The following is a 21030-nucleotide window of genomic DNA, read 5'->3' as shown; positions in this document are numbered from 1 at the left end:
TCAGGCCTCCGGCTCCAGCTCGGCCAGTCGTGCCGCCGTCTCCTCGTCGAGATCCGCGAGCGCCGTCAACTGCTCGGGAGTGACGCCCTCGGGTATCGGCACCGGCGCCGGCGTCCTGAGCGGCGGCTGCCAGCCTTCGACGGGAGTCCAGCGTCGTACGACCCGGGCGGGCGCCCCCGCCACCACCGCATGGTCGGGCACCACCCCGCGCACCACAGCGCCCGCGGCCACCACCACGTTCCGCCCGATCCGCGCACCCGGCAGGATCACCGCGCCGGTGCCGATCCAGCAGCCCGGGCCGATCTCCACCGGTTCCATCCGGGGCCACTGCTTGCCGATGGGCTGGTGCGGGTCGTCGTACGAGTGGTTGGTGGACGTGACGTACACGTACGGGCCGAAATAGCAGTCGTTGCCGATGGTGACCGTCGTGTCGGCGATGACGTGACTGCCGCGACCGAGGACCACACCGTCGCCGACGCGCAGGATGGGCTCGGGGCCGAGGTCGAGGTCGGGCATCAGACCGGCCGTGAGGGTGACCTGTTCACCGACGATGCAGTGGGCGCCGAGGTGGATCCAGGGTTCGCCGAAGACCGTGCCGAGCGGGAAGGCGAGCCGGGTGGCTTCGCCGATCGAACCGAAGTGGAAACGGCCGGGGTTCTCGGCCGTCACCGAACCCACGCGCTGCGCCCAGGCCCAGCCCGCGTGGACGGCGCGCTGCACCTGTCGGTGGCGCCAGGATGAGAACGTGTTCTTGCGCTTCGGCACCCGCTCACGTTACTCAGCGCGGGGTACTGCCATGAGGGCGTGGGCCTGTGATCTTCGCCCTACGGGGTGGCGTACGGTTCGTCTACGACGTTTGGCGGCGAGGAGAGGGCGATGACGCAGAGGGCGCTGGTCATGGGGATCGGGGGCAGGGAGCCGAAGGTGGACGACGATGCGTTCGTGGCGCCGACGGCTTCGGTGATCGGCGACGTGATGCTGGAGGCGGGGGCGAGCGTCTGGTACGGCGCGGTGCTGCGGGGTGATGTCGAGCGGATCTCCGTGGGGGCTCAGAGCAACATCCAGGACAACTGCACGCTGCACGCCGACCCGGGTTTCCCCGTGCGCATCGGCGCGCGCGTGTCCGTCGGGCACAACGCCGTGGTGCACGGGGCGACCGTGGAGGACGACTGCCTGATCGGGATGGGGGCGACCGTGCTGAACGGCGCGGTGATCGGGGCGGGGTCGCTCATCGCGGCTCAGGCGCTGGTGCCGCAGGGCATGGTGGTGCCGCCGGGGTCGCTGGTGGCTGGGGTGCCGGCGAAGGTGCGGCGCGAGCTCAGCGCGGAGGAGCGGGAGGGGGTCACGCTGAACGGGACGATGTATGCGGAGTTGGGGAAGGCGCACCGGGAAGCGCACGGGGCGTGAGGGTTGTGTGCGGTCTGCGGGTGCTCGTGGGTTGCTCGCGCAGTTCCCCGCGCCCTGGGTTCCTTCAGTCCCCGGCGGCGACCGGCTGAGGCTCCGGCTGTACGGCCGCCTCGACCTTCTTCGCCTTCCTCTTAAGGATCAGCATCGACGTGAGGCCGATCGCCACCGCCAGGATCAGGCCCACCCACGAGAAGCGCTTCAGCCACGCCTCCGCGACGACACCCACGTAGTAGATGACCGCCGTCGTGCCGCCCGCCCACAGGATGCCGCCGAAGACGTTGGCGATCAGGAACTTCCAGTACGGCATCCGGAGCACGCCCGCGAGCGGGCCCGCGAAGATGCGGAGCAGGGCGACGAAGCGGCCGAAGAAGACGGCCCACATGCCCCACTTCTCGAAGGCGCGCTCGGCCGTGGCGATGTGCGCCTCGCTGAAGTGCTTCGGGAACTTCTTGCCGAGCCAGGCGAGCAGCGGCCGGCCGCCCTTGCGGCCGATCGCGTAGCCGATGGAGTCGCCGATGATCGCGCCGGCGCTGGCACACGCGCCGAGGACGAACGGGTCGATGTCGCCGTGCTGGGAGGCGAGCAGCGCGGATGAGACCAGGATGATCTCGCCCGGCAGCGGGATGCCCAGGCTCTCCAGGCCGATGACCACTCCCACCAGCGCGTAGATGGCGACCGCGGGTACGGTCTCGAGCCACTCCTGGACGTGCACCGCTGGTTCCTCCCGAACGTCCCTGCACACACGCATACACACGGCGTGCGCCCGGGCCCGGGCGCACGCCGTGAAGCCTACCGGGTCACGATGACACTCCCGGGTCCCACAGATCGCACTGGTGCTCCGAGCCGACGCTCCTGCTGAGCGCGTTGCCGCCCGCGGAGCCGGTGCGCAGGGACAGCACCACCCCGGCACGGCCCGGCATCGCGGGCTGCCCCTCCGCCCGCGGCACCCCGCCCCGGACGAACGACCCCCAGTACTGCACCATCTGCCGGGACAGCGCCCGCTGCTCGGCGTTCAGCGGCGAGTCGAGCCCGAAGTGCTTGAAGAGGTACTGCACCTCGTTGACGTGGGTCGCGCCGAAGTCGAAGTCGGTGGCGAGGTCGCGCAGCGAGGCGAAGGGGGGTGAGGTGCGGTCGGCGAACTCGTACGCGTACACCGGCCCGCGTCCGGCGAGGGTGCGGTCCAGCCGCAGCGCCGGGCAGGCGAACATCGTGTCGCCGAGCGCGGTGCCGTACGCGATGGTCGGCGAGGGGTGCGCGGAGAGCGGGTAGCGCGCCAGGGCCTGCTCGCCGAAGCTCTCGCGCATCACGGTCGGGTACTCCTCGACGGAGAGCGGCGTGCCGTCGAGGTCGAAGGCGGCGAAGGCGAACAAACGTCCTTCGTCCTGGTTCGCCCCGTTCATCACCGGGACGTTCCTGGCGGCGCCCCGGGCGAAGGCCTCTTCCGGCTGGCGCGGCAGGAAGGCCCCACCGGCCACCGGACCCCAGTCGAAACCGGCCTGCGCGGCGAGGATCTCCTCGGCCGGCTTGCCCCGCAGACACGCCAGGTCCGCGCAGCCCAGTTTCTCGGCGAAGTCGGCTCCCTGGTGGACGGCGGCGTCGTGGGTGCGGGCGGCGCAGTCGTCGTAGGCCCCGCTCTGGATGATGCCCGCCCGGAACAGGCCCTTCCCCGTGGGGGAGGCCAGCTGGGTGCACACCGAGCGGCCGCCGGCCGACTCGCCCGCGATGGTGACGCGGGCCGGGTCGCCGCCGAAGCGGTCGATGTTGGACCGGACCCAGCGCAGGGCGGCCTGCTGGTCGAGCATGCCGAAGTTGCCGGAGACACCGTCGCGCACCTCGCCGTCCAGGCCGGCGGCGGCGAGGAAGCCCATGGCGCCGAGGCGGTAGTTGACGGTGACGACGACCGTGCCGGTCTGCCGGGCGAAGGTGTCGGGGACGATGTCCTGACCGGCCCCGGCGGTCAGCCCGCCGCCGTGGAACCAGACCAGGACGGCCCGCCGGGCGGCGCCCTGGGGGACGTACACATTGAGGCTGAGGCAGTCCTCGGTGTGGCTGGGCCGCTCGTAGCCGGGGTCCCAGCTGGACGCCTGCACGCACGTGTTGCCGAAGTCCTGGGCCGTCCGCACCCCCTGCCAGGGCTTCACGGGCCGGGGTTCCGTCCAGCGGAGCCGTCCGACCGGCGGTTCTGCGTAGGGGACGCCGAGGAACTGCCGTCCCTCGCGGGTCGTCTCCCCTCGGACCAGGCCCGCGTCCGTGCGCACGACCGGGTCGGTCTGGTGCGCCTGGGCCGGTACGGGGGCCAGGAGCGCGGCGGCGAGAGCCGTCAGGGCGACGGCGGCGCGGCGGATCATCGGCCCACCTCCACGCTCGCCCGCAGCCGCAGGTCCCGCGACGACGCGCCGACCCACACCGATCGTCTGCCGGTGCCGGGCATCCAGTCGTGCCGCTCGGCGTCCCAGGAGGAGAGGGTGCGCGCGTCGACCCGTACCGTGACCCGCCGCCGCTCCCCCGGCCGCCGGTAGCCGCCCAGCTGGTCGAGCCGGAGGTCGGGCGTGGACTCGTCGGCGTCGGAGACGGTGAGCGTGCCGTCCTTGGTGACGCGGTCACCGGCGGGGCCGTCGGCGAGGCGCAGGGGCGGGACACCGAGGCGGGGGACGCCGGGGACGTGGCCCGCCTGGCCGAGGGAGTCGGGGTCGGTGGCGCCGTGCAGCAGGGGGAGCCTTTCGACGCGGGGACCGGCGCCGGGCTCCGGTCTGTCGGCCGCGTGGGCGCGGATCGGTGGGGTGAGACCGCCGGTCGCGGCGGCGACGGCGATCGTGCCGCCGAGCACGCGCAGGGCGGATCGCCGGGGGACAGTGTCGGTCATGGGCCGTCACTCCTTCGGTGTGCGGGCACGACGATGTGAACCGCAGACACTCGACGGTCCGACTGTGGGTGACTCGTGTCAATGACGCGAACAGGAATGGGCCTGGCGTCGACAAGAAACGAACGCGGGGTCACCCATGGTGGGGTGACCCCGGATCAACTGAGGGAGAGGTTCAGCCCAGCAAGGACTGCGCCAGCGCCGCCCCGCGCGCTGTGACCGCGCCCCGGATTCCGTCCGTCAGGTTGTGCATGCCGGCTTCGAGCACCGCCGGGGCTGCCGGTTCGGCGGGCTCGTCCCGCTCGTCGCAGCAGCCGACCTGGGCGAACCGTGTCTCGTACTCCTCCGGCGCGTCCCCGCCGTCCTGCTCGCGCCCGTCGCGGTCCTGGCCACGCCGCTCGTCGTCACCACCGTGTCGGCCACCGTCCCGCTCACGCCGTTCGGAGTCGTCACGCCGCCTGTCCGGCCGGTCGTCGCGGGAGTCGCGCTCGCGGCCGTCGTCGCGCTTGGGCGAGGTCCCCTCCGACTCTTCGGACTCCTCCGGCTCCCCCGCCTCGCCGTCCACCGCCTCCAAGCGCCACCGCTGCTCCTCGGAGCCGTCCCTCGCGGTGACGACCAGTTCCTCGCCCGCGCCGGGAGCGACGAGTCTGCCCTTGCTCCAGCGGAGGAGCAGTTCGCCGCGTACGGTCAGGTCGTACTGCACCTGGCCGGACGGGGCCCCGCAGTCGGCGAGCGTGACCGTTCCGGACGGGGCGTCGGCGTCGAGGCAGAGCGAGGGGTCGGCGACGCTGCGCAGTTGGCCGTCGTCCTGGTACGACCACTGCTGCGAGTCGGCGGTCGTGCACGCCGCCAGCGTGGCCTCGGCGTTACGGCCGTCAAGGCACAGGCCGATCGAGAGGTTGCGCATGCGCCCCCGGGCGACCTCGACGGGGCGCTCCACGGAGGCGGCGGACGGGGCTGCGGTGGACGGGTGCTCGGACGCCGGGCCGGGGCGGACGGTCCTGCTGCTGGGGGCTCCCCAGGTGGCGCCGGGGTCGGGGGCACCGTTGTCATCGGACCAGCCCCTGGCCGCCAGTACGGTCGCGAGCAGCGCGAGGGAGGTCAGGCCGACGCCGACGGCCACAGTCCTGGCGTGGCGTCGGGGCATCGTGAGGAACCCGGTCCGCGTCGTGGGCCGATGGCGGCCGCCGGATCTCGGGCGAGCGGCGGGGAGGGAGCGCGGCGGGGGTGGCGGTGCCGCCGTGCGGCCGGGACGGGAATCGAGGTAGCGGTGGGCGCCCCAGCCGAGCACGGTCTCGGCGAGCAGGACGTCCAGAGCGCCGTCGAAATGGCTGAGTTGTTCAGCGGCTTGACGGCAGTACCGGCACTGCGTCAGATGCCGTTGCACATCGGGCAGCAGGGAGCCGCCGCGTCGCATGGGGACGTCCAGGAGCCGGTTGTAGAAACGGCATTCCCTGGTGGGCGCGAGTTCTCGGTGGGCGCGGACGCAGCCGACCCGGAATTCCTCGCGGGCCCGCTCCAGGGCGGCGGACGCGGTAAGGGCGTCAATTCCCAGCAAACCAGCCGGTATGGTTATCGTTTCCGTCTCGACCTCGGTGTGCCAGAGGAGGCATTGGGAGGCCGACGGAAGGGCATGGAAGGCGCGCTCCGCCAGGCGCCGCTTTTCGGGCGTCACGGACCTCGCCGCGCGCAGTCCGCGAGCTCCGGTGGGTTTGGCGAGTTCCGGCAGCAGGGCCGTCACATCGTCCTCGGCGGCCCATTCCAGGACCGTGTTCCGGACGGTCATCAGCAGCTGCGGGCGCAGTGCGCCGACGGCCGCCCGGCGGCCGACCACCTGCTGAAAGGCGGCACTGGCCGCCATCGACGCCGAAACCGAGGAAGCGGCCAGACAGATGACGGCGTATTCGTACACCGCGCGCCAGTGCCGGGCCAGCAGCAGCGCGACGGCCCTGAGGTCCGGTTCGGGGTCGGCGAGCCGGGCGAGGAGATCGCGGTCGGACTCCCCCGGGCGCGATCCGGGTCGGGGCGGGTAGGGCGGACGTGGGGGGTAGGGGGGCTGCACTGAACCATTTCCTTCCAAGCCGCAGGGCAGCGCACGGAATGCGCTTCCTTCGGAAAGCAGGTGCTGATTGGTGCGTACTTATGAGCCTGACCTGTGCCTTTACCATCCCGCGGGGGGCATACCTTCGCACACGCGCCGCACAGGAAACAAGGAGTTCGAGTGACCGGGATTCAATGGGCTTGAAATCCCCGGGTGTTACCTCAGGTATCCGCACCCGTATTCGATATCGACAGTGGCGCGGTCCTCAACTTGTGTACGAGGAAGGCCGGTTGACGCACACAATCTCCAACTTCCGGGCAGAGTACGGAGGGTTCTCCCATCCACCTCTCGGTGGAGTCGGTCGCCGACAAGCCCGCCATCCAGTGCGTCGTCCAGGAGACCGCCGTGCCGGCCCGGACGACGGGCAGTGCGGCTGGCGTCGATAACGGCGGGGTCGGCCCAGGTGATGATGTTCAGGGACATGCCACCCATGCCTGCAGTGCACGGCCTGTCGCCTCCGCCCCCGGCGGGCGCCGTTCCACACGGTGATCAGCGCTGCGACGCCGCTGAGGAATCCTCCGGTGCCTGATACTCCGGCGATCACCAGGGTCAACACGCTGACGAGACTGGTCGGGGCCGGTCCGCCGTCATCACTGCTGTGACCGTCAGGAGCGGGCTCGGCGCCACCGTCGGCACCCGGCTCGGCGCCACCGTCAGGACTTGCCGTGCTATCGGTGAATGAATCGGAGTCGGTTTCGGATGCAGGCTGGAGGGAAACGGAGGGGTCGGTGGCCGACCCCTCCACCGCGAGAGCGCAGAAGCAGATCGCGAAGGCGACGAGAGCGATGGTCTGCCAGCGCGGCGCGGAAGCCCTTCGGTTGCCATCGGGCGGCTGGTTTCGCGACGCCCGGCGAAGTCCGCTCAGGACGATTCAGCATCCGACTCACTCCAAACCTCAGCGGGCGCAACGCCTCCGTGGGAACACATGCCTCCATTGCGCCCCAGCTGCCGATGCGCGTCATGGCACTGCATGTCGGGACTTGACGAGGGAGCCGACGAGTCAGCTCACAAGCGCTCTCGCCGGACCGGCTGCGCGCTTGCGGGGCGCAGGAAGATCCGGTGCGGGAGTGGAAGCACGCGCTGACCGCACTGCGTGATGCCGCGCCACTGACGGCGCTCGCGCCTACGGGACAAGGCGGACTGGGCCGTCACAGGTGGACCTGATGGATCTGCGGTGGAGCCGGCAGTCGCCGCAGCTCGGCCGTGCCGCACGATGGTGGCGCGGCACGGCTCAGGGTTTCGTGGCAGGACTTCAGCCGGGGACGGCTTCGGCTTCGGCTTCGGCTTCGGCTTCGGCTTCGGCTTCGGCTTCGGGCGGATGGACTACGGCCTGAGCGGGCCCGACGTCAACCCCCTAATCATCCGAGCCCGAGCTCGACCTCGACCCCCCGCCCGACCGCCCCGCCGCGCGCACCAGTTCGCCCAGCCCCACGGTCACGGCGGCCACCACCCGCACCCAGCGCGGGCCGCCCCGCGACGCCCACACGACGCAGACGCAGCCGCCGACGACGAGCAGGAGAACGACGGACAAGACGAGTATGGCCATGCTGCTCGCCCTCTTTCTGTTGGGTGCGCGCCATCCTGTCAGGAGCCGCAACGGCCGGTCGCATCAGGCCGGTTGGGCAGGGGCCCCGGCGCACGGCCGGGGCCTTCCTCACGGCGGCTCTCAGCTGTTGGGACGCAGCGTCCACACGACGGTCATCTCCGTGGTCACGGCCCCGTCCTCGCGCTGGATGGCGACGGTCACCGGGAACTCCGGCCGTTTGCCCTCGTCGAGCTCGGCGACGACCTCGGCGGCCGGGCGTCCGAGCGTCGCCGTGGCCGTGACGGGGCCCAGGGCGATCTTCTTGAACGCGATCTCGGCGTGCACCGGCAGCGGCACGGCACGCGAGAGCTGGTCACCGAACGCGGCCAGCACGATCGCGCCGCTGGCCGACTCACCCAGCGTGAACATGGCCCCCGCATGCGGCCCGCCGACGTGGTTGCGGTACTCGCTCTGATCCGGCAGCGCCAGCACGGCCTTCTCCGGAGTGGTCTCCAGGTACTCCAGGTTCAGCGTCCGAACCATCGGCACCGTGGCGGCGAGCAACTCGCCGATCGACATCTGATCTGCGCTCATGACCGCATGTTACCCACGAGTAGCTCGCGCTGACCAGATCCGGATCCGGCGTCCGCCATCGAGGCCGCCTGATTTGCTACGTCCCTGACAAAGCCCGGTGACCGAATCGTGTCCCTGGCCCCACTAGGGTTACGGCTCATGTGGCCAGGACAGCAGCCGCCCGGGGGCGAGCAGAACCCGCAAGGGCAGAACAACCCGTATCAGCAGCCGGGGTACCAGCAGCCGAATCCGTACCAGCAACCCGGCTTCCAGCAGCCCAACCCCTACGCGCAGCAGCCGCAGTGGGGTACCCCCGCGCCGATGGGGCCGCCGCAGACACCGCCCGGCGGGAGTGGTGGCGACAACCGGACGAAGCTGGTCGCGATCATCGCGGCCACCGCCGTGGTCGTGACCGCCGGTGTCACGGGCTTCCTGGTCCTCGGCGGCGACAAGGACGACAAGGCCGACGGCGGGGGACAGACGAAGTCGAGCCAGTCGCCGTCGAACTCCGCCGAACCCAGCGCGTCCGGGTCCGGGTCGGACGACAACCCGCGCAACGGCGAGACCGAGAAGGCGACGATCGAGGGCTGGAAGGTCGTCATCAACCCCAAGCGCGGCGTCGCCTTCGACGTGCCGGCGGACTGGGAGGTCGAGTCTCCGGGCGTGACCATCGGCTTCGAGGACCAGAAGTCGGACAGCGCCGAACCACTGATCGTGATGTCGGCACCGGCGTACTACAAGTCGAAGTGGTGCACGACCGACGAGAACAAGGACGGCCGGACCGAGGACACCCACCTGGCCGCCGTGGGCACCAAGGGAGCCGACGGCGCCAAGGACACCGACGAGGTCGCCATCAACACGGTCCCCTGGTGGGTCTTCGGCGGCTACACCCAGCCCGACAAGAAGAGCATCAAGTTCGAGGAGAAGGCCGAGCCCTACACCACCAAGTCGGGCATCGAGGGCAGCATCGCCTGGGCCGAGTCGTCGAACACGCCCCAGAAGGGCAAGTGCGACAGCGACGGCAAGGCGGTCACGTTCGGCTTCAAGAACTCCGCCGGCGACTTCGTGTCGTGGAACTTCTACGGGGCCAAGGGCGTCGAGGGCGAGGTCCCCAAGGCGACCATCATGCAGATCCTGAGCACCGTACGGCTGCACGGGGAGCCCACCGGAGGCTGACCGACAACCGGTTTGGCAAGTCGGGGGTCGGGCGGTGATAGTCGGCCGGTGAACACCGTCGCCGAAGCCTCTCGCCCCGGCCGGCCCGCCTGGGCGGGCCGCAACTACAGCCTGCTGACCGCCGCCGCGGTCGTCACCCACCTCGGCAGCAACGGCGCACTCGTCGCGGCCGCGTTCGCGGTGCTTGAGGCGGGCGGCGACGGTGGCGACGTGGGCCTCGTGGCGGCCGCCCGCACGCTGCCGCTGGTGCTCTTCCTGCTGATCGGCGGCGCGATCGCGGATCGGCTGCCCCGGCACCGCGTGATGGTCGCGGCCAACGCCCTCAACTGTGTCTCGCAGGGTCTGTTCGCCCTGCTCGTCCTCACCGGCGAGCCGCGGCTGTGGCAGATGATGCTGCTGAGCGCGCTGGGCGGCACCGGCCAGGCGTTCTTCGGTCCGGCCGCCGAGGGCATGCTGTTGTCCTCCGTGCGGGGCGAGCAGGTGAGCCGCGCGTTCGCGGTGTTCCGGATGGCGATGCAGGGCGCGTCCCTGGGCGGCGCCGCCCTCGGCGGTGCGCTGGTCGCCGCGATCGGCCCGGGCTGGGTGCTCGCCGCGGACGCGGCCGCGTTCGCCGTCGCCGGAGCGTTGCGCGCCTTCCTCGACGTGAGCCACATCCCGCCGCGCGAGCCGGGCGGCGGGCTGCTGGCGGATCTCCGGGAGGGCTGGCGGGAGTTCGCCGGCCGGCCGTGGCTGTGGGGCATCGTCGTGCAGTTCTCGATCGCCAACGCGGTCGTCGCGGCCGCCGACGCGGTCTACGGCCCACTGGTCGCCCGGGACCATCTGGGCGGAGCGGCGCCATGGGGACTGGCGCTGGGCTTCTTCGGCGCGGGCACGGTCGTCGGCGCGCTGCTGATGACCCGCTGGAAGCCACGTCGGCTGCTCCTCGCGGGCACCCTCGGTGTCTTCCCCCTGGCCCTGCCGTCGGCCGCGCTGGCGGTGCCGTTGCCGGTCGGCGGCCTGTGGGCGGTGATGTTCGTGACCGGCGTGACGGTGGAGGTCTTCGGCGTCTCCTGGATGACCGCCCTGCATCAGGAGATCCCCGAGAACAAGCTCTCGCGCGTCTCGGCGTACGACTGGTTCGGCTCGGTCGCGCTCGTCCCGCTGGCGACGGCGCTGGCGGGGCCCGCCGAGGTGGCGTTCGGGCGGACGGCGGCGCTGTGGGGATGCGCGGCGCTCGTCGTGGTGGTCACGGCGGCGGTGCTGTGCGTCCCGGACGTACGGAACCTGCGGCGCCGTACCCACCACGTGGCCAAGGGCGTGCCGGCCGACTCAGCCGATGCCGAACGCCCCGTCGGGGGGCTCGGGTGAGGGCAGGGCGTCCTCGTCCCGCACCGGCCGCGCACCGCCGATGAACTCCCGCAACGCGGGCCCGTGTTCGACGCGGGCCGGGAAGGCGTCGGCGGCGGTGCGCCGGGCCAGGGCGGCCGTGTCGAGCGGACGGTGCGCGGCGAGCAGCACCGCGTTGCCGAACCGGCGCCCCCGCAGCACGGCCGGTTCGGCGATCAGGGCGAGCTCCTGGAACACCGTGGCGAACGTGGCCAGCTGGGAGCGCAGGAAGGCGAACGGCGTGGCGTCCGCCAGATTGGCCACGTAGACCCCGTCGGCGCGCAGCACCCGCTCGGCCGCACGGGCATAGCCGACGGACGTGAACCCGGCCGGAACCCGTGAGCCGCCGAAGACGTCACCGACGACGACGTCCGCCGAGTCCGCCGGGGCGCCTGCCAGCCAGCCGCGCGCGTCCGCGACATGCAACGCGATCCCCGACCCCGCGCCGACCGGCAGATACTCGCCGACCAGCGCCACCAGCCCCCGATCGGCCTCGACGACGTCCTGCCGCGAACCGGCTCTCGTCGCCGCCACATACCGCGGCAGGGTGAGCGCACCCCCTCCGAGATGCACCACATCCAGCGGCCGCCCCGCCTCCGCGACGGTGTCCAGCACATGTCCGAGCCGCCGCGCGTACTCGAACTCCAGATGCGTCGGCTCATCCAGATCGACATACGACTGCGGCGCCCCGTCGACGGTCAACAGCCAGGCCCGCTCCCGATCGACATCGGGCATCAGCTTGGCGAACCCATGATCGACGGTACGACTGACGGGAATGGCCTCGTTCACCCCTCCATTGTGCGGCTGGTGCAACGCAGCTTGAGGGGCGCGGGGAACTGCGCGACCAGCCACACACGGCCCGCAGTCCCCCACACACAGCACACACCCCTACGAAACGGCGGTCACGGTCCCGGCCCCCACGGTCCGCCCACCCTCACGGATGGCAAACCCGAGCCCCGGCTCCAAGGGCACCTCACGCCCCAGCTCCACGTTCACCGTGACGGTCTCGCCGGGCCGAGCGACCCCCACCACACCGAGGTCGATGTCCCCGACCACATCCGCCGTACGGATGTAGAACTGCGGCCGATACCCGGTGGCGACCGGCGTCGTACGCCCGCCCTCACGAGCCGACAGCACATACACCTGCGCGGAGAACCGACGCCTCGGCACCACACTCCCCGGCGCGGCCACAACATGCCCACGACGGACCGCGTCCCGCGCGACCCCCCGCAGCAGCAGTGCCACGTTGTCCCCGGCCTGCGCCTCCTCCATCGGCTTGCCGAAGGTCTCGAGCCCGGTGACGACGGACTCCAGGTCCGCCCCGAGCACCTCGACCCGGTCCCCGATCCGAACGGTCCCCCGCTCCACCGCACCGGTGACGACCGTGCCGCGCCCGGTGATGGTCAGCACGTTCTCCACCGGCAGCAGGAACGGCGCGTCCAGGTACCGCTCGGGCATGGGCACATACGTGTCCACGGCGTCGAGCAGCGCCTCGATGGACGCCGTCCACCGGGGGTCGCCCTCCAGCGCCCGCAAACCGGACACCCGTACGACCGGCACTGAGTCACCCCCGTAGCCGTGCTGGGTGAGCAGGTCACGCACCTCCAGTTCGACGAGGTCGATGAGCTCCTCGTCGCCCGCGCCGTCCGCCTTGTTGAGCGCCACGACGATGTGGTCGACGCCCACCTGCCGGGCGAGCAGCACGTGCTCGGCGGTCTGCGGCATGATCCCGTCGAGCGCGGAGACGACGAGGATCGCCCCGTCGAGCTGGGCCGCGCCGGTGACCATGTTCTTGACGTAGTCGGCGTGGCCCGGCATGTCGACGTGCGCGTAGTGCCGGGTGTCGGTCTCGTACTCGACGTGCGCGATGTTGATGGTGATGCCGCGCGCCGCCTCCTCGGGGGCGCGGTCGATGCGGTCGAACGGCACGAAGGTGCCGCTGCCGCGCTCGGCGAGGACCTTGGTGATGGCGGCCGTCAGGGTGGTCTTGCCGTGGTCGACGTGACCCATCGTGCCGATGTTCAGATGCGGTTTGGTGCGCACGTATGCCGTCTTGGACATGGCGATACCTCGAAGCGTCTCGATGGTGGCTGGGACCCCGGGGACTGGCCGACCCTCCCCCTGCGGGGTCCGCCGGACGATCCGGGGAGGGTCAGCTTCGGGCGCCGTCGACAGCGGCCAGGAAGATCTCGACGGCAGCCTTCGGGGCATCCGCGACCGCGGATGCTGCGAGGAGGAAGGCGTGCCGGAACATGACGTCGATCATCGCCGACGCCGGGTCGCGCGTCGAATGGTTTTTCCAGGCAGGGGAGTTCAGGCCGTCGCGGCGGGCCCGATGTTTTTCAGCGCCTCCCGCACCGACAGCGGCGCGAACCGGCCCCGCTCCCGCGCGAGGAAGGCGCGTACGGCGTCGGGATCGGTCTTGGCGTACTCCCGCAGACACCAGCCGATGGCCTTGCGGATGAAGAAGTCCGGGTGGCCGGACTGGCGCAGACAGTAAGTGAACAGGCGTTCGACGTCGGTGCGCTCCTTGTAGCGCAGTTGGTGGAGCAGGGCCGCCCGGGCGACCCACAGGTCGTCGTCCACGATCCAGGCGTCCATCCCGGCCTTCAGTCCGGGATCGGCGGCCACCAGTGGGCCGACCACGTGAGCGGCGATCAGGTCGACGGTGTCCCACCACGACACGGTCGTGACGAGTTGCCGGGCCACCGGCAGGAAACCGGACGAGCAGCGGCTCACATGGCGGCGCAGATAGTCGACGGCGAAGTAGTGGTACTCGCGCTCCGGCAGTTGCCAGCAGCGCAGGGCGACGGCGGTGCAGTCGGTCTCGTCCGGGCGGGGCATGCCCTCGACGACCGTACGGGACAGGGTGCGGCGCACGGGCGTGGTCAGGCCGAGGAAGGGCGCGACGTCCTTCATGTACGCCCGCATGGGCGCCGCGCGCGCCGGGTCGGCCGCGGCGCCGTATGTGGCGGTGAGCCGTGCCAGCAGCGTGTCGGCGAGGGTGCTGTGCGGGACACCCACCGTTCCCGCACCTGTGACGCTCATGAGACGAACCATACGGCGATCACACATATCTGTCGGTTAGTGTCACCGAATGCTCGATGCCCACACCCGCTCTGGGGGCACCGCACCGGCCTCTCCCCGGGCCACTGCCACCGAACTCGCGGCCGCCGTCCCCGGTCCCGCCGGCGCCGCGGCCGTCCGCCTCGGCTTCGCCGCCCGCTGCGCGAGACTTCTGTTCTCGCCCTGGGCCCGCTTCTCCGTGCTCGTCGCCCTGCTGGTCGGGGCCGCCGCGGCGGTGCTGCTCTTCGAGCCGCAGCGGCTGCTCGCGCACGGCTGGCCGCCGCAGCTCGGCGGAGTCGTGGCCGCCCTGATCTTCGCGGTCGCGTACGGTCTGATCACCGTCGCGTTCGTGCCGCGACCGCTGCTCAATCTGGCGGCGGGCGCGCTGTTCGGCTCCGAGCTGGGCATCGCCGCGGCGATCGGGGGCTCGGTGATCGGCGCCGGGATCGCCTTCGGACTCGGCCGGTTCCTCGGCCAGGACGCGCTGCGCCCGCTGCTGCGCGGCAAGTTCCTGAAGAGCGTCGACCGGCAGTTCAGCCGGCACGGCTTCCGTTCCATGCTGGCGGTGCGGCTGTTCCCGGGCGTGCCGTTCTGGGCCGCGAACTACTGCGCCGCCGTCTCCCGCATGGGGTGGTTCCCGTTCCTCCTCGCGACGGCGCTCGGCTCGCTGCCGAACACCGCCGCCTACGTCGTGGCCGGCGCCCGCGCCTCGACGCCGACGTCGCCGGTGTTCCTGATCGCGATGGCCGCGATCGCCATTCCGGGGCTGGCCGGCGCGGTGGTGGCCTGGCGCAAACGCCACCACCTGCGCGGCTGACGCCCGGTCAGAGGGCTTACGCGGCTTCCAGGATCATCGCGTTGGCCAGTCCGCCCGCCTCGCACATCGTCTGCAGGGCGTAGCGGGCGCCGCGGTCCCGCATGGCGTGCACGAGCGTGGTCGTCAGACGGGTGCCGCTCGCGCCGAGCGGATGGCCGATGGCGATCGCGCCGCCGTGCACGTTGACCTTCGCGAGATCGGCGCCGGTCTCCTGCTGCCAGGCGAGAACGACACTGGAGAACGCCTCGTTGACCTCGAAGAGGTCGATGTCGTCCAGGGTCAGGGACGCCCTGCGCAGCACCTTCTCGGTCGCCGGGATGACGCCGGTGAGCATCAGCAGCGGGTCGGATCCGGTGACGGCGAAGCTGTGCAGCCGGGCCAGCGGGCGCAGGCCGAGGCGGGCCGCGGTCTCGCTCGACATGATGAGCACGGCGGAGGCGCCGTCGTTGATGGGGCTGGCGTTGCCCGCGGTGACGTTCCAGTCGATCTGCGGGAAGCGCTCGGCGAATGCGGGGTCGTGGTAGGCGGACTTGAGGCCGGCCAGGATCTCGGTGGTGGTGCCCGGTCGTACGCACTCGTCGCGCGCGACCCCGTCCAGGGGCGCGACCTCGGCGTCGAAGAGGCCGCCGTCCCAGGCCGCGGCCGCCTTCCGGTGCGAGGAGACGGCGAAGGCGTCCATCTGCTCGCGCGTGATGGACCACTTGGCGGCGATGAGTTCGGCGCTGATGCCCTGCGGGACCAGGCCCTCCGGGTAGCGCTCGGCGACGCCGGGGCCGAAGGGGTCCTTGCCGGGCGGGACGTTGGACCACATCGGCACGCGGCTCATGGACTCGACGCCACAGGCGACCACGATGTCGTACGCGCCGGACATGACGCCCTGGGCGGCGAAGTGCACGGCCTGCTGGGAGGAGCCGCACTGACGGTCCACGGTGGTCGCGGGGACGGTCTCGGGGAAGCCCGCCGACAGCACGGCGTACCGGGTGGTGTTCATGGCCTGCTCGCCGACCTGGTCGACGGTGCCGCCGACGACGTCGTCGATCAGCGCCGGGTCGACACCGGAGCGCTCCACGAGGGTGCGCAGGGTGTGGGCGAGGAGTTCTACGGGGTGGACGTGCGCGAGCGAGCCGTTCGGCTTGCCCTTGCCTATGGGCGTGCGTACGGCTTCGACGATGACTGCGTCACGCATGCTGCGGGCCTCCTTGGCCGCCGGAGCGATTACCAGTGAGTAGGAAATCTGGATCCACCATAGCTCCGTCAGTTGGAAAATCAAACCCCCACCTAGACTGGGCTGCATGGCCGCCACCAAAGACCCGCGCCCCTGCTCGATCGCCGATGCCCTGGCGCTCGTCGGCGAGAAGTACTCCCTGCTCGTCCTGCGGGAGGTGTGCCTCGGCAACGGCCGTTTCGACCAGCTCGTGCGCAACATCGGCGCCCCGCGCGACATCCTGGCCACCCGCCTGCGCCGCCTGGTCGACGCCGGGATCCTCACCAAGCGGACCTACAGCGAGCGCCCGCAGCGCTTCGAGTACCGGCCCACCCAGGCGGGCCTCGAACTGGAGCCGGTCCTGCTCACCCTCATGGAGTGGGGCAACCGCCATCTCCGCAAGGACGACCGCCCCATGGTCGTCGAGCACATCTGCGGCCACGAACTGGTCCCGCTCGTCACCTGCCAGGCCTGCGGCGACCCGGTCCAGCACGAGGACCTGACTCCCCACCCCCAGTCCCCGGGCTGGACCGTCACCGGCCCGACGGCGGCCTAGCCGCCCGGATACACGTCGAGCCGCCCGCACATCCCGAACTTGCCGCGCGCCGAGGGCTGTTCACTGCGTACGACCGCCCCCGCGAGGTGGGACACATCCCCCCGCTCCAGCCGGTCGAGCTGCTCCCCCGTCGCCGCGGCCGCCGCCTCGGCGCCCCGGCGCCAGCGGTCACGCCACTCGGCGAGCCGGGGCCGTACCAGCGCGCCCGCGGCCCGGTGGAACTCGGCCAGCGCTTCGGGGCCGGACGCGCGCAGCGCGCGGTAGCCCTCCAGGGCGAGGTCGCGCCGGGCCCGGGCCACACGCTCCTGCTCGGCGACGGGCGCGTCCGCCGGGATCGTGGTGGCGGCGGCGTAGGTCTCCGGGTCGGTCAGATACTCCGGCGGCAGGGTGAGCACCGCGTCCCCGGCCTCCGGCAGCCCGCTGTTCTGCATCAGGACGGTGATGCGCAGGTCGTCGTCGTTGACCAGCCGGTGGATCGTGCCCGGCGTGAACCAGGCGACCGTGCCGGCCGCGAGCGGCGTCACCTCGTACCCGGACGTCGTGAGCGTCTGCACCGCGCCGTGCCCGCCCGTGACGACGTACGCCTCCGAACAGGTCAGGTGCAGGTGCGGGGTTCCGCCGCACACGCCGTCCGCGGCCGGCCAGTCGTAGACGGACAGGTGCGACACGGCGACCCCGCCCGGCAGCCCGGTGAACACGCCGGTCAGCTCCTCGGCGTTCACCATGGGTGCGCCTCCAGGTACTTGGCGATCTCGTCGCGCTCCCAGACGCCGTCGGCGACGACGACCCGGTAGCGGCGGGTGAGGGTGTCGCCCGGGGCGAGCTCCAGTTCGTCGTGGAAGGCCCAGGAGGGGGCTACGGCGGCGAACGGCTCGTTGCGGACGAACCAGTGGGCCGGGTGGGCGCCGCCGGCGCCGGTGTGGTCGTTCTCGGGGGCGTGCGCGAACACGAGGGTGGCGTGGCCGTCGACGCCGTCGTGCTCGCCGGAGTACGCCAGCCAGGGCGCCTGCCGGCCCATCAGGCCGGGACCCTCGCTGTCCGGCCCGAGGACACGGCCGTCCCGGAAGGCACGCGGTCCGCGCCAGAACAGGCCCGTGTAACCGGCCATCTCGCGCCCGGCGGTGGTCGGGCTGCCGAAGAGCAGCGGCTCGTCGCGCCGGTTGGTGATGGCGCTGGTCCAGGTCAGCGCCCACGAACCCGCCGCCGGGTCGACGTCGTGCACCTCGATCCGGCGCCGCTCGTCGGCCCACAGCTCGCCGCCGTACGGGTGCCAGGTGAGCCGTTCGGCGATCACGACCCGGGAGCCGTCGGCGGCGACCTCGTCGAAGCCGACGTGCGCCATGGACCCGACGCGCTCCGGGAGGGCGACGTAGCCCTCCCCGTGCACGTATGTGTTGCCGCCCCACAGGTTCTGGCCGGACAGGTGGGAGGCCGTCATCTGCAGGCCCTTGTGCCAGCGGTGGTCGTTGGGCCGGTAGTCCGTGACGACCGCGTTCCCCAGGGTGCGGATCGGGTGCAGATAGGGCTTCGGCGCCTCCCAGGCCGCCTCGGGCCGGTAGACGTAGGAGAACAGGTCGACGCCGGTGGTGGGTTCGGTGACCGTGATCCGGTCGCCGTGCGCGTGGACGATGTGCGGACCGGTCATGCGGGCACCTCCTGGTTCGCGGCGGCCTCGGGGACGACGGGTGCCCAGCCGGGCGCACCTCCGTGCAGGGCCGTGTAGTACGGGTCACCAGGACCGATCTCGCCCCGGCGGACGGTCGTGTCGGTGAACGCGGACTTGTACAGCGCGGTGATCAGCTCCAGGCTCTTGCGCCCGTCCGGCCCGCTGCTGCGCGGCCGCTGGCCCGCGCGCATGCTGGCGACCAGTTCGCGCAGCTGGGCGAGATGCGAGCTGGGCACGTCGTGCCCGAAGTCCTGCCAGAGCACGGCCTCCTCCGCCGGCACGTCGGGTGCCGGGGTGATCCGCCAGTCCGCGTTGGCGTGCCCGTACAGGTGGGTGAGTTCGACGGTGGCGCGCTCGCAGTCGACGCGGATGCGGCTCACCTCGTCCGGGCTGAGGACGCTGTTGACGACCGTCGCCATGGTGCCGTTCTCGAAGCGGACCAGCGCGGTCGAGACGTCCTCGGTCTCCACGTCGTGCACCAGTCGGCCGGCCATCGCGCGCACCTCGCTCCACGGCCCGAGCAGATCGAGCAGCAGGTCCATCTGGTGGATGCCGTGGCCCATGGCGGGCCCGCCGCCCTCGGTGTGCCAGCGGCCGCGCCAGGGCACGGCGTAGTAGGCGGCGTTGCGGTACCAGGTGGTCTGGCAGTGCGCCACCAGCGGCCGGCCCATGGCCTGGTCGGCGAGCAGCCGACGCACATGCGCGGCGCCCGAGCCGAACCGGTGCTGGAAGACGATCGAGGCGTACGGCCCACCGGTCCCGCCCTCCGCCGCCTCGACGGCGTCGAAGTCGGCGAGCGTCGGCACGGGCGGCTTCTCGCACCACACCCAGGCGCCGGCGCGCAGGGCCGCGACGGTCTGCTCGCGGTGCAGGGTCGGCGGTGTGCAGATCGTCACCAGGTCGGGCCGCTGCTCCCGCAGCATCCGCTCCATGTCGGTGTACGCGTGCGGAATCCCGCCCTCCGCACAGAACGCCTCGACGGCGGCCCGGTCGATGTCGACGGCCGCGACGACCTCCGCCTGGCCCTCCTCGGCGAGGCGGGTGAGGGCGGGGAGGTGACATCCGCGGGCGATGCCGCCGGTGCCGATGACAGCGGTTCTGACGGGGCGGTCGGAGAGGGGGGTGGAGGGGGTTCGCGAATTCTCGGGATCGGGGTTGTCGACTGCCGTGGTCGTCATGGATGGCGCGTCAGCCGCTGATGGCACCGATGTCGCGGATGTGGGCATGAACCTGATCAGCACTCCTCCGGGGTCCTGGGCGTATAGCAAGCGCTTTCCCCGGACTGCAACGTAGGCCCGGCACGACCACCGGTCAACACCCCGGACCGATCACCGCCGGCCGCCTGGGAAACCCCTGTGTCGGGCGTGTCGGCACGGGACGCTACGCTGCCCCTCAACACCCGATCGCCGCACGCGGGGGCTCGGTGTGTCCTTCGTCCGTTCCGCGATCGGCACTTGGACTTCGTAACTTCATGTCTTGGTTCGAATCACTCATCCTCGGACTCGTCCAGGGGCTGACCGAGTTCCTTCCCGTGTCCTCCAGCGCGCACCTGCGCCTGACCGCGGCCTTCTCCGGCTGGGAGGACCCCGGTGCCGCCTTCACGGCGATCACCCAGATCGGCACGGAGGCCGCCGTGCTGATCTACTTCCGCAAGGACATCGGGCGCATCCTCTCGGCGTGGACCCGCTCGCTCTACGACAAGGCGTGGCGCAAGGACCACGACGCCCGGATGGGCTGGCTGGTGATCGTCGGCTCGATCCCGATCGGCGTGCTCGGTGTGACGCTCAAGGACCAGATCGTCGGGCCGTTCCGTGATCTGCGCATCACCGCCACCATGCTGATCGTGGTCGGCGTGATCATGGGCATCGCCGACCGGATAGCGGCGCGCGACGAGACCGGCGGACGCCACCGGGCGGCCAAGGAGCGCAAGACGCTGAAGGAACTGGGTGTGCGGGACGGCCTGATCTTCGGCATCTGCCAGGCCATGGCGCTGGTCCCGGGCGTCTCCCGCTCCGGCGCCACCATCACCGGCGGCCTCTTCATGGGCTACAGCCGTGAGGCCGCGGCCCGCTACTCCTTCCTGCTCGCCATCCCGGCGGTGCTCGCCTCGGGCCTGTTCGAGCTCAACGACGCGATGGATACCGGCCATGTGTCGTGGGGGCCGACGATCTTCGCCACGGTGATCGCCTTCGTCAGCGGCTACGCGGTGATCGCGTGGTTCATGAAGTTCATCTCGACCAAGAGCTTCATGCCGTTCGTCTGGTACCGGGTCGCGCTCGGCATCGTGATCGTCGCCCTGGTGACGTTCGGCGTCCTGAGCCCGCACGCGGCGGAGTCGGCGGGCGGCTGAGCGTACGGCCCCCGAGGAACGTATGGCCCCCGAGGCTCGTCCTCGGGGGCCGTTGCTTTGTGACTGAGCGTGCGGTCAGTAAACGCGTCCGGATTCCGGCGGCCGTGACCAAGCCCATACGGGATGAGTAGCCGCCCGGTAGCGCAGTGTCAGTGCTTGCGCCTACGCTTGCTCGCATGTCCCCCGATTCCGTGACCCCTGGTTCCGTGCGCTCTGCTGCCGAGGTGAACGAGGAGATCCGTGCCCTGTGGATGCGCGCGGGCGGCTCGCTGTCGGTACAGGAGCGGGCGGAGTACGAGCTGTTGGTGGTCGAGTGGGCCGCGGCGATCCGCGGCGAGGTCATCGAGGCGGCCTGAGGACGGGA

21 protein-coding genes are annotated in these 21030 nt (G+C 71.5%); 7 read left to right on the top strand and 14 right to left on the bottom strand.

All coding sequences use genetic code 11. The features are described from left to right. Complete coding sequence (locus tag I2W78_RS35025) at nucleotides 1-765, bottom strand: acyltransferase (RefSeq protein ID WP_196464252.1); 765 nt, start codon at nucleotides 763-765, stop codon at nucleotides 1-3. Between the two features lie 111 nt (nucleotides 766-876). Between I2W78_RS35025 and I2W78_RS35020 the strand changes: the two genes are divergently transcribed. Beyond that, nucleotides 877-1407 carry a gamma carbonic anhydrase family protein gene (locus tag I2W78_RS35020; RefSeq protein WP_196464251.1) on the top strand — a complete coding sequence of 177 codons (531 nt, stop codon included), beginning with the start codon at nucleotides 877-879 and terminating at the stop codon, nucleotides 1405-1407. A gap of 64 nt (nucleotides 1408-1471) precedes the next feature. Here the strand turns inward: I2W78_RS35020 and I2W78_RS35015 are convergent, their stop codons facing one another. From I2W78_RS35015 to I2W78_RS34990, 6 genes are all read right to left on the bottom strand, one after another. Then, a complete protein-coding gene (locus I2W78_RS35015) occupies nucleotides 1472-2119 on the bottom strand; it encodes a DedA family protein (protein WP_196464250.1) in 648 nt (215 codons plus the stop codon). Between the two features lie 85 nt (nucleotides 2120-2204). Then, nucleotides 2205-3755, bottom strand: coding sequence for a carboxylesterase/lipase family protein (locus I2W78_RS35010; protein ID WP_196464249.1), 1551 nt, complete (start codon nucleotides 3753-3755; stop codon nucleotides 2205-2207). After that, nucleotides 3752-4270, bottom strand: coding sequence for a fibronectin type III-like domain-contianing protein (locus I2W78_RS35005; RefSeq protein ID WP_196464248.1), 519 nt, complete (start codon nucleotides 4268-4270; stop codon nucleotides 3752-3754). The genes I2W78_RS35010 and I2W78_RS35005 overlap by 4 nt, the downstream gene beginning before the upstream one ends. Nucleotides 4271-4442: 172 nt before the next feature. Continuing rightward, nucleotides 4443-6329, bottom strand: coding sequence for an RICIN domain-containing protein (locus I2W78_RS35000; RefSeq protein WP_307783917.1), 1887 nt, complete (start codon nucleotides 6327-6329; stop codon nucleotides 4443-4445). A 1393-nt stretch (nucleotides 6330-7722) separates the two neighbouring features. Then, complete coding sequence (locus I2W78_RS34995; protein WP_196464247.1) at nucleotides 7723-7914, bottom strand: hypothetical protein; 192 nt, start codon at nucleotides 7912-7914, stop codon at nucleotides 7723-7725. A 120-nt stretch (nucleotides 7915-8034) separates the two neighbouring features. Continuing rightward, nucleotides 8035-8472, bottom strand: a complete 438-nt coding sequence (locus I2W78_RS34990) for a DUF4442 domain-containing protein (RefSeq protein WP_196464824.1) — start codon at nucleotides 8470-8472, stop codon at nucleotides 8035-8037. A gap of 153 nt (nucleotides 8473-8625) precedes the next feature. Here I2W78_RS34990 and I2W78_RS34985 point away from each other — a divergent pair, with 153 nt between their 5' ends. Beyond that, entirely contained in the window at nucleotides 8626-9642 is a 1017-nt protein-coding gene (locus tag I2W78_RS34985) for a hypothetical protein (protein WP_196464246.1), read from the top strand. A gap of 48 nt (nucleotides 9643-9690) precedes the next feature. Then, on the top strand, nucleotides 9691-10989 hold the full coding sequence (locus I2W78_RS34980; protein ID WP_307783916.1) for an MFS transporter: 1299 nt from the start codon (nucleotides 9691-9693) through the stop codon (nucleotides 10987-10989). On the opposite strand, the gene I2W78_RS34975 is transcribed toward I2W78_RS34980, so the two are convergent. From I2W78_RS34975 to I2W78_RS34965, 3 genes are all read right to left on the bottom strand, one after another. Continuing rightward, complete coding sequence (locus tag I2W78_RS34975) at nucleotides 10951-11796, bottom strand: spermidine synthase (protein WP_196464244.1); 846 nt, start codon at nucleotides 11794-11796, stop codon at nucleotides 10951-10953. The two genes, I2W78_RS34980 and I2W78_RS34975, sit on opposite strands and share 39 nt — an antisense overlap. A 99-nt stretch (nucleotides 11797-11895) precedes the next feature. Beyond that, entirely contained in the window at nucleotides 11896-13068 is a 1173-nt protein-coding gene (gene tuf, locus I2W78_RS34970) for an elongation factor Tu (RefSeq protein ID WP_196464243.1), read from the bottom strand. 252 nt (nucleotides 13069-13320) lie between these two features. Further along, nucleotides 13321-14055, bottom strand: coding sequence for a DNA alkylation repair protein (locus I2W78_RS34965; RefSeq protein WP_196464242.1), 735 nt, complete (start codon nucleotides 14053-14055; stop codon nucleotides 13321-13323). Between the two features lie 49 nt (nucleotides 14056-14104). Between I2W78_RS34965 and I2W78_RS34960 the strand changes: the two genes are divergently transcribed. Next, entirely contained in the window at nucleotides 14105-14890 is a 786-nt protein-coding gene (locus I2W78_RS34960; RefSeq protein ID WP_196464241.1) for a TVP38/TMEM64 family protein, read from the top strand. A gap of 16 nt (nucleotides 14891-14906) precedes the next feature. Here the strand turns inward: I2W78_RS34960 and I2W78_RS34955 are convergent, their stop codons facing one another. Next, nucleotides 14907-16076 (bottom strand): thiolase family protein, encoded by a 1170-nt coding sequence (locus I2W78_RS34955; RefSeq protein WP_196464240.1) that lies wholly within the window; start codon nucleotides 16074-16076, stop codon nucleotides 14907-14909. A 106-nt stretch (nucleotides 16077-16182) separates the two neighbouring features. Here I2W78_RS34955 and I2W78_RS34950 point away from each other — a divergent pair, with 106 nt between their 5' ends. Beyond that, on the top strand, nucleotides 16183-16650 hold the full coding sequence (locus I2W78_RS34950; RefSeq protein WP_196464239.1) for a winged helix-turn-helix transcriptional regulator: 468 nt from the start codon (nucleotides 16183-16185) through the stop codon (nucleotides 16648-16650). Here the strand turns inward: I2W78_RS34950 and I2W78_RS34945 are convergent. From I2W78_RS34945 to I2W78_RS34935, 3 genes are read right to left on the bottom strand one after another with little or no spacing between them, the layout of a single operon-like run. Beyond that, entirely contained in the window at nucleotides 16647-17375 is a 729-nt protein-coding gene (locus tag I2W78_RS34945) for a cupin domain-containing protein (protein WP_196464238.1), read from the bottom strand. The two genes, I2W78_RS34950 and I2W78_RS34945, sit on opposite strands and share 4 nt — an antisense overlap. Then, complete coding sequence (locus I2W78_RS34940) at nucleotides 17369-18295, bottom strand: DUF6807 domain-containing protein (RefSeq protein ID WP_196464237.1); 927 nt, start codon at nucleotides 18293-18295, stop codon at nucleotides 17369-17371. Before I2W78_RS34940 ends, I2W78_RS34945 begins: the two co-directional genes overlap by 7 nt. Next, nucleotides 18292-19494 carry a Gfo/Idh/MocA family protein gene (locus tag I2W78_RS34935; protein WP_196464236.1) on the bottom strand — a complete coding sequence of 401 codons (1203 nt, stop codon included), beginning with the start codon at nucleotides 19492-19494 and terminating at the stop codon, nucleotides 18292-18294. The genes I2W78_RS34940 and I2W78_RS34935 overlap by 4 nt, the downstream gene beginning before the upstream one ends. A 293-nt stretch (nucleotides 19495-19787) precedes the next feature. Between I2W78_RS34935 and I2W78_RS34930 the strand changes: the two genes are divergently transcribed. Together I2W78_RS34930 and I2W78_RS34925 are read left to right on the top strand one after the other, a co-directional pair. Next, entirely contained in the window at nucleotides 19788-20666 is an 879-nt protein-coding gene (locus tag I2W78_RS34930) for an undecaprenyl-diphosphate phosphatase (RefSeq protein ID WP_196464235.1), read from the top strand. A gap of 176 nt (nucleotides 20667-20842) precedes the next feature. After that, on the top strand, nucleotides 20843-21022 hold the full coding sequence (locus tag I2W78_RS34925) for a hypothetical protein (RefSeq protein ID WP_196464234.1): 180 nt from the start codon (nucleotides 20843-20845) through the stop codon (nucleotides 21020-21022). Nucleotides 21023-21030 lie beyond the last annotated feature (8 nt).

Origin of the sequence: Streptomyces spinoverrucosus (assembly GCF_015712165.1) — a bacterium.
In the GTDB taxonomy this organism is placed as follows: Bacteria; Actinomycetota; Actinomycetes; order Streptomycetales; family Streptomycetaceae; genus Streptomyces; species Streptomyces spinoverrucosus_A.
Note: the sequence above shows the minus strand (reverse complement) of the source record. Positions and strands in the feature narration are given on the sequence as shown.